Genomic DNA, 7,452 nt, shown 5'->3' on the forward strand with positions numbered 1-7,452 from the left:
ACACGACGCTCGTCGTGATGCCGCCGAGCGTCGCGAGCTTGCCCGTCAGCCGCTCGAGGTCCGCCATCGACCGTGCGACGACCTTGATGACGAAGCAGTCGACACCCGTGACGTGGTGCGCCTCGACGATCTCGGGCGTGGCGGCCACGAGGTCGTGGAACGGCCGGTAGTTGCCCGACGGGTACGCGAGCCGCACGAACGCCGTGATCGGGTACCCCAGCGCCTCGACGTCCACGGTCGCGGAGTACCCCGTGATGACGCCCGCGTCGGTGAGGCGCCGCACGCGGTCGGCCGTCGCGCTCGCGGACAGGGAGACGGCGCGCGCGAGGTCGGCGACGCTCGTCCGACCGTCGCGCTGCAGGTGCTCGATGATCAGGCGGTCGGTCGCATCGAACGTCAGGCGCGGGATCGACGGCACGACGCGGAACATACCGGCGGATCACCGGTCGCGGGGCCGGAATCCCGGGGCTCGTCCGTTCACGCAGCGAGCGCCGACGTCTTCGATGGTGGACATGGACACCTCGATCAGCGCCCGCGACTTCTTCGCCGCCAAGCTCACCTACGAGACCGACCCCGCGGACCTCGCCGCCGACCGCGCCGCCGGGCGCGGACCCGTTGTGCTGGACGTCCGCTCCGGCGAGGGCTGGCGGCAGGGCCGCATCCCCGGCGCGCTGCACGTGCCCGGCGCCGAGCTGTCGGCGCGCGCCCGCGACCTGCTGCCCGACCTCGACGCCGAGGTCGTCGTGTACTGCTGGGGGCCCGGCTGCAACGGCAGCACGTGGGGCGCGTTCGCGCTCGCCGAGCTCGGGTACACGCACGTGCGCGAGCTCATCGGCGGCTACGAGTACTGGGTGCGCGAGGGCTTCGCGACCGTCTCCGACGACGGCCGGACGCGCCGCGACCCGGACCCGCTCACGGCGCCCACGGACACGAAGGCCGCCGCGCGCACCTGACGCACCGCCGGCGGTGGGTGCGCCGCACCCACCGCCGCGAGAGCTCAGAGCAGCTCGACGCCGTCGGCCTGCGGGCCGCGGTCGCTCTGGCGGACCTTGAAGCGCACGCGGTCACCCTCGTAGAGCGCCTCGCCGCCGCGGACGACGGACACGTGCACGAACAGGTCGTCGCCGCCCGCGTCGGGGCGGATGAAGCCGAAGCCGCGGTCGGCGTCGTAGCGGGCGACGACGCCCTCGCCGCCGCGCGCGGGGGCACCGGACGACCGGCGGTCGGAGCCGCGGTCGCCACCGCGGTCGGAGCGCCCACGGTCCCCGCCGCGGTCGTAGCCTCCGCGGTCGGAGCGCCCACGGTCGCCGCCCCGGTCGTAGCCGCCGCGGTCGGACCCGCGGTCGAACCCGCCCGAGCGGCCGCGGTCCTGGCCGCGACCCGCGGGGGCCGACGACCGGCGCGGGCGCGTCCCGCCCACGAGGCGCACGTCGGTGGCCTGCGGGCCGCGCTCGCCCGCGACGACGGTGAAGCTGATGCGGTCGCCCTCGGCGAGCTCGGTGACACCCTGCAGCGTGCGGGCGTGCACGAACACGTCCTCGCTGCCGTCGTCGACCGTCGCGAAGCCGAAGCCCTTGTCGGCGTCGTAGAACGTGACGGTGCCGTCGGCGCCGTCGTCCTTGCTCGCAGCACCGGCGCCGGCGGGCGCCGCGTCGGGGCCGAGCGGCAGCAGGTGGTCGGCCTGCGGGCCCTTCTCGCCGGGGACGACGAGGAACGCGACGCGCTGACCCTCGGTGACGACCCCGCCGCCGACGATCGCCGACGAGTGCAGGAAGATCTCGGCGCCGTCGCCGTCGGGCGTGACGAAGCCGTAGCCCTTGGTGGGCTCGTACCAGCTCACCGTGCCGAGCTGCCCGAGCGACGCGTCGGCCGGGACGTCACCCGTGACGCGGACCTTGCGGGCGACGGGGCCGCGGTCGCCCTCGCCGAGCTCGTACTCGACGGTCTGGCCCTCGCGCAGGCCGCGCGAGGAGTCGCCGACGATCTCGGACGCGTGGACGAACAGGTCGTCACCCTCGTCCTCGAGCGCGAGGAAGCCGAAGCCTCGCTCGGTGTCGAACCAACGGACGGTGGCCTGGGGCATGACGACTCCTCGACGAAAAACGCGGTTGCTGCCGTCCAGTGTCGCCGACGCCGGGCGTCGGGGCCGTCTCGCGCGGAGACGGTCGGCCCACGCTGTGCGGCTCGCCGCGGACCTGCCGGCCCGTTCACGCGGGCACGACCTACCGAGTCTGCCACGCTGGGCGGCCTGCACCCGGCTGCACCCGGCTCCGCCCGGTCAGCGCGGCGCCGCAGCGCCGGGCGGCTCGACGTCCAGCAGGTCGCCCGGGCGGCAGCCGAGCGCGTCGCACACGGCGGTGAGGGTCGAGAACCGGATCGCGCGGGCGCGGCCGTTCTTCAGCACCGAGAGGTTCGCGACCGTCACGCCGGTGAGCGCCGCGAGCTGGACGAGCGTCATGCCGCGGTCCTCCAGCAGGGCACCGAGCCGGCTGACGACACGGTGCGGCTGCGGGTCGTCCTCGCTCACACGAGCCCCGCAGTGTCGGCGACGACGCGTGCACCCGTGCGGCTGGCGCCCGCGAGCGCGGCGAGCAGCAGCGCGGGCAGCAGCGGCCACCAGGGGATGCGCAGGTCGGGCACGAGCCAGCCCGTCGGCATCGGGAGCTCGCGCACCGGCCCGGTCTCGGTGAGCCGTGGCGCGGCCTCGACGAGCGCGACGACGTCGTGCGCCGCGACGTACGGCCCGACGGCGGCGACGACCCACGCCCCGACGACCACGGCGGCGGCGACCGCGAGACGGCGGGCGTTGCCGCGTGCGAACGGGTCGCCCGCGGCCGTGCTGCGCAGCACGGGGACGAGCACGAGGACGACGGCCCCCGCGGCGACGAACCCGCCCCACAGCGGCACGGTCGCCAGCAGCGCGGTGAGCGTGCCGGCGTCGGTCGCCTCGGCGACCGGGCCGTCGACGTGCCGGACCGGCAGCGGCTCGCCCCCGGGCCACTCGTCGGCGGCCGCGGCGGGTCCGCACGCGGCGCTGCCGTCGGCGGGCCAGCCCGTGACGCACGGCACGGTCGAGGTCGAGGTGGCGGGCGCGGCGGCGCTCAGCGCGACCGGCACCTGCACCGCGGTCCAGCCCATGATCGCCGTCGCGAGCCCGTAGACGATCGCCATCCACGCACCGACCGTCGCCACACCCACCGCCACGGCGGGGCCGATGCGCCGCCGGGTGGCCGTCTCCTGCACGTCCGCGTCCATCCACGCCCCATCTCGACAGTCGATATGACCTCTCCTCCTCCATATCGGTAAACGAGATGGAACCTTGAGGGCTCGACGCACCCGGTGACGCTCGGGCCCTGCCCGCTCGCCGAGGAGCCGCGCGCGACGTCGTCGGGTCAGGCGCGCCCGGCCGCGGGTCCGACCTCCGTCAGCCTGCGGAGCACGCCGTGCACGTCAGCCGACGCGTGCGGCGCTCGACGGGGTTGCCGACGCTGCTGACGCGCACGACGTCGACGGTCTCGTGCGTGTGCTCGGGGCAGGTGCCGGCGCCGCAGCCGGAGCACACGGCGGTCGCGGGGCGCGGGGCGCCGCCGCGGGCGGCGCACTCGTGGCAGCTCACGCCGGCACCTCGGCGGTGCGCGCGAGCTCGTCGTCCTGCGTGATCGGGCGCAGCACGCGGCACGGGTTGCCGACGGCGACGACGCCGGGCGGGACGTCACGGGTCACGACGGACCCGGCGCCGATGATCGCGTCGGAGCCGATGGTGACGCCGGGCAGGATCGTGACGGACCCGCCGATCCACACGTTGTCGCCGATGGTCACGGGGCTGACGCGCTCCCAGCCCTCGAGGCGCCGCACGCGGCCCTCGGCGTGGTTGGGCGTGTAGATGCTGCACCGGGGGCCGATGAGGCAGTCGGCGCCGATCGTGATGCGCCCGCCGCCGGTGACGAGGAAGTCCTTGTTGATGAAGGTGCGGTCGCCGATGCTCAGGCCCACGCCGTAGTCGAGCGCGAACGGCGGGCGCAGGTCGATGTCGTCCCCGGCCCCGGGCACGAGCTCGCGGAACAGGCGGCGGGCCTCGTCGGGGTCGTCGTAGAAGATCCGGCTGATGCGGGCGCAGGCGGACTGCGTCTCCCACGAGAGCCGCTGCAGCGCGGGCGAGACGCGGTACCGGATCCAGTCGCCCGCGAACTGGTCGCGCACGTCGTCGTGCTGGGCGGCGAGCACCGCGACGTGCTCGTCCCGTCGATTTGTTGTCATGCAAAACATATTAGGGACGTCGGCGACCGCCCCACAAGACCCCCGGTCAAGACCCGCCCGCTGGACCGCGACCTACGATCGGACGCGATGACCCCCCGCCCGCCGACGCCGCCCGCGCACCCCGCCGGCGCGCCCGACCCGTCGGGCAGCGACCGCGACGACCTGCGCCGACGCAACCTCGCCGCCGTGCTGCACGCCGTGCACCTGCGCGACGGCAGCACGCGCGCCGACCTCACGCGCGAGACCGGCCTGCACCGCTCGACCGTGCGGGCGCTGGTCGCCGAGCTGGTCCGCGCGGGGATCGTCACGGAGGACCTGGCCGCACCGTCGGGGGGCGTCGGCCGCCCGAGCCCGCGCGTGCACGCGACCGACGCGACCCGCGTGCTCACGCTGCACCCCGAGCTCGACGCGACGCACGGCGCGCTCGTCGGCCTGGGCGGCCGCGTGCTCGCGCGCGCCCGTGTCCCGCACGACGCACCGCCGACCCCCGACGACGCGCTCGCCGCGGCGCGCGAGCTCCGCGACCGGCTCGCGCCGACCGGTCCGCTGCGCGGCGTGGGCGTGGCAGCGCCCGGGCTCGTCGACCGCCGCACCGGGAACGTCGTCGTCGCACCCCACCTGGGCTGGCGCGACGTCCCGCTCGGACCCCTGCTCGCCGCGGCCCTCGACGCGCCGGTGACGGTCGACAACGACGCCAACTGCGGCGTGGTGGCCGAGGCGCTGTTCGGCGCGGGCCGCGGTGCGCGCGCCGTCGTCTACCTCAACGGCGGCGCCTCGGGCATCGGCGGGTCCGCGGCCGACGGCGGCGTGCTGACCGTCGGCGCGCACGGGTTCGGCGGCGAGATCGGGCACACGCTGGTCCGGTCCGACGGTCACCCCTGCCACTGCGGCGCGGACGGCTGCCTCGAGACCGAGGTGTCGCGCGCGCGGCTGCTCGCGGCGCTGGGCGACGTGCCCGCCTCCGAGCTCGAGCCCACGCTCGCGCGCGTCGTCGCGGCGCGCCCGTCGACGGCGCTCGCCGAGATCGACCGGCAGCTGGGGTACCTGGGCGTCGCGCTGCGCACGGTCGTCAACGTGCTCAACCCCGAGCGGATCGTGCTGGGCGGGTTCCTCGCCGCGCTGGTCCGTACGCGCGGGACCGCCGCGCTCGACGCGCACCTGGCGCGCGCGCTGCCGGGCGCCCGGGACGACGCGCGCGTCGTGACGGCCGCGCTGGGCGCGGACCTGCTCGCGGTCGGCGCGGCGCAGCTCGTGCTGCGCGACGTGCTCGCCGACCCGCTCTCGACCGGTCGCTGACCGCCGGCACCGAGCACCCGCGGCCGCGCGGACCGACGACGGCGACGTCGGTCTGGTGCTGGAGGACGTCGACGGGCGCCGGATGGGCTGCGGCATCACGGTGCGCGGCCGGGACCGAGCGCGAGCGGCGGGCGGGTCCCTGGCGCGACCTGCGTACTTGGCGAGATATACCCCCCGGGGTATCTTGGAGTCATGTCCCCCACCGCGGAACCCGCACCGCGACGCCTCGTCGTGGTCGGCGGCGTCGCCGGCGGCATGAGCGCCGCGGCCCGCGCCCGCCGGCTCGACGAGTCCGCGTCGATCGTCGTCCTCGAGCAGTCCGCGCACGTGTCGTTCGCCAGCTGCGGCCTGCCGTACCACCTGTCCGGCGAGATCGAGAGCCGCGACTCCCTGCTGCTGCACACCCCCGCGTCGCTGCGCGCGGCGCTCGCGCTCGACGTGCGCACCGGCCACCGCGTCACCGCGATCGACCGCGCGGCCCGCACCGTCGCCGTCGCCACCGCCGACGGCACGTACGACCTGCCCTACGACGCGCTGCTGCTCGCCCCCGGCGCGGTGGCCGTCCGGCCGCCCGTCGACGGGCTCGACCACCCCGCGGTGCACACGCTGCGGACCGTCCCCGACCTCGACGCGCTCACGGCGCGCGTCGCATCCCTGCCCGCGGACCGCCCGCGCCGGGCCGTCGTCGTCGGCGCCGGGTTCATCGGCCTCGAGGCCGTCGAGGCGCTCGCGCACCGCGGCCTGGACGTCACGCTCGTCGAGCTCGCGGACCACGTGCTGCCGCCCCTCGACGCCGAGCTTGCCCCGCTGCTGGCCGACGAGCTGCGCGCGCACGGCGTCGCGCTGCGCCTCGGCGTCGCCGCCCGGTCCGTCACGACCGGCGCCGACGGCGCCGCGCTCGTCACGCTCACCGACGGCACCCGGGTGCCGGCCGACCTCGTCGTCGTCAACGTCGGCGTGCGCCCCGCGAGCGACCTCGCGCGCGACGCGGGCCTCACGCTCGGCGCCACCGGCGCGATCGTCGTCGACGCCGACCAGCGCACGTCCGACCCGCACGTGTGGGCCGTCGGCGACGCGGTCGAGGTGACGCACGCCGTGACCGGCGCCGTCGGCCCCGTCCCGCTCGCGGGCCCCGCCAACCGGCAGGGCCGCCGCGCCGCCGACGCGATGCTCGGCCGCCGCACCACGCCCCAGGCCCCCGTGCTCGGCACCGCGATCGTCCGGGTGTTCGGCCTCACCGCCGCCGTCACGGGCGCGAGCCAGGCTGCGCTCGCCCGCGCCGGCATCGAGCACGAGGTCGTGCGCGTGCACGGCGGGCACCACGCCGGGTACTTCCCCGGCGCGCAGGCCGTGCACCTGGTCGCGTCGTTCGCGCCCGACGGCCGCCTGCTCGGCGCGCAGGCCGTGGGCCGCGCAGGCGTCGACAAGCGCATCGACGTGCTGGCCACGGCGCTGCGCGCGGGCATGACCGCCGACGACCTCGCCGAGCTCGAGCTCGCGTACGCCCCGCCCTACGGCGCCGCGAAGGACCCCGTGAACATGCTCGGGTTCGTGGCGCAGAACGTGCTGGACGGCACCATGCCGCAGTGGCACGCCGCCGACCTCGACGCCGTGCGCGCGACGCACCTCGTGCTCGACGTCCGCACCGCCGCCGAGCACGCGCGCGGCCACCTCACCGAGGCGCTGCACGTGCCGCACACCGAGCTGCGCGACCGCCTCGACGAGGTGCGCGCGGCAGCGGCCGGCCGGCCCGTCGCGGTGCACTGCCAGAGCGGCGTCCGCGCGCACATCGCGACGCGCGTGCTGCTGCACACCGGCCTGGAGGCACGCAACCTCTCGGGCGGCTGGCTCAGCCTCACGCTCACCCACCCGGACCTCACCCGCCCCGGCGCCGTCCGC

Annotated in this window: 9 protein-coding genes; 3 read left to right on the plus strand and 6 right to left on the minus strand. The window is 76.6% G+C overall.

Features of this window, described 5'->3' with window-relative positions; translation table 11 throughout:
- The coding region (locus ATM99_RS13585) for an Lrp/AsnC family transcriptional regulator (RefSeq protein ID WP_062103422.1) at positions 1-418 on the minus strand (418 nt) is incomplete at its 3' end.
- 85 nt (positions 419-503) lie between these two features.
- Here ATM99_RS13585 and ATM99_RS13590 point away from each other — a divergent pair.
- Positions 504-953 (plus strand): rhodanese-like domain-containing protein, encoded by a 450-nt coding sequence (locus ATM99_RS13590; RefSeq protein WP_062103415.1) that lies wholly within the window; start codon positions 504-506, stop codon positions 951-953.
- A gap of 44 nt (positions 954-997) precedes the next feature.
- Here the strand turns inward: ATM99_RS13590 and ATM99_RS13595 are convergent, their stop codons facing one another.
- The 5 genes from ATM99_RS13595 to ATM99_RS13615 all read right to left on the minus strand — a co-directional run bounded on the left by ATM99_RS13595 (position 998) and on the right by ATM99_RS13615 (position 4,257).
- Complete coding sequence (locus ATM99_RS13595) at positions 998-2,083, minus strand: cold-shock protein (RefSeq protein ID WP_062103416.1); 1,086 nt, start codon at positions 2,081-2,083, stop codon at positions 998-1,000.
- Positions 2,084-2,278: 195 nt separating this feature from the next.
- Positions 2,279-2,527, minus strand: coding sequence for a helix-turn-helix transcriptional regulator (locus ATM99_RS13600; RefSeq protein WP_046529901.1), 249 nt, complete (start codon positions 2,525-2,527; stop codon positions 2,279-2,281).
- The gene (locus tag ATM99_RS13605; RefSeq protein ID WP_062103417.1) at positions 2,524-3,255 is read right to left on the minus strand and encodes a hypothetical protein; all 732 of its coding nucleotides are present in this window, start codon (positions 3,253-3,255) and stop codon (positions 2,524-2,526) included. Before ATM99_RS13605 ends, ATM99_RS13600 begins: the two co-directional genes overlap by 4 nt.
- Before the next feature lie 169 nt (positions 3,256-3,424).
- Positions 3,425-3,616: a DUF2180 family protein gene (locus ATM99_RS13610; RefSeq protein ID WP_062103418.1), complete on the minus strand. Its 192-nt coding sequence runs from the start codon at positions 3,614-3,616 to the stop codon at positions 3,425-3,427.
- Complete coding sequence (locus tag ATM99_RS13615; RefSeq protein WP_062103419.1) at positions 3,613-4,257, minus strand: sugar O-acetyltransferase; 645 nt, start codon at positions 4,255-4,257, stop codon at positions 3,613-3,615. Before ATM99_RS13615 ends, ATM99_RS13610 begins: the two co-directional genes overlap by 4 nt.
- A gap of 87 nt (positions 4,258-4,344) precedes the next feature.
- On the opposite strand from ATM99_RS13615, the gene ATM99_RS13620 reads away from it, so the two are divergent.
- Complete coding sequence (locus tag ATM99_RS13620; RefSeq protein ID WP_062103420.1) at positions 4,345-5,553, plus strand: ROK family transcriptional regulator; 1,209 nt, start codon at positions 4,345-4,347, stop codon at positions 5,551-5,553.
- Positions 5,554-5,745: 192 nt separating this feature from the next.
- A partial coding sequence (locus ATM99_RS13625; protein ID WP_062103421.1) for an FAD-dependent oxidoreductase occupies positions 5,746-7,452 on the plus strand: 1,707 nt, incomplete at its 3' end.

Origin of the sequence: Cellulomonas sp. B6 (assembly GCF_001462455.1) — a bacterium.
Taxonomy (GTDB): domain Bacteria; phylum Actinomycetota; class Actinomycetes; order Actinomycetales; family Cellulomonadaceae; genus Cellulomonas.

Bases quoted from the DNA above. Each gene is read 5' to 3' on its own strand.
- ATM99_RS13615 (WP_062103419.1), bottom strand. From the start codon at position 4,257: ATGACAACAAATCGACGGGACGAGCACGTCGCGGTGCTCGCCGCCCAG.
- ATM99_RS13620 (WP_062103420.1), top strand. From the start codon at position 4,345: ATGACCCCCCGCCCGCCGACGCCGCCCGCGCACCCCGCCGGCGCGCCC.
- ATM99_RS13595 (WP_062103416.1), bottom strand. From the start codon at position 2,083: ATGCCCCAGGCCACCGTCCGTTGGTTCGACACCGAGCGAGGCTTCGGC.
- ATM99_RS13605 (WP_062103417.1), bottom strand. From the start codon at position 3,255: ATGGACGCGGACGTGCAGGAGACGGCCACCCGGCGGCGCATCGGCCCC.
- ATM99_RS13590 (WP_062103415.1), top strand. From the start codon at position 504: ATGGTGGACATGGACACCTCGATCAGCGCCCGCGACTTCTTCGCCGCC.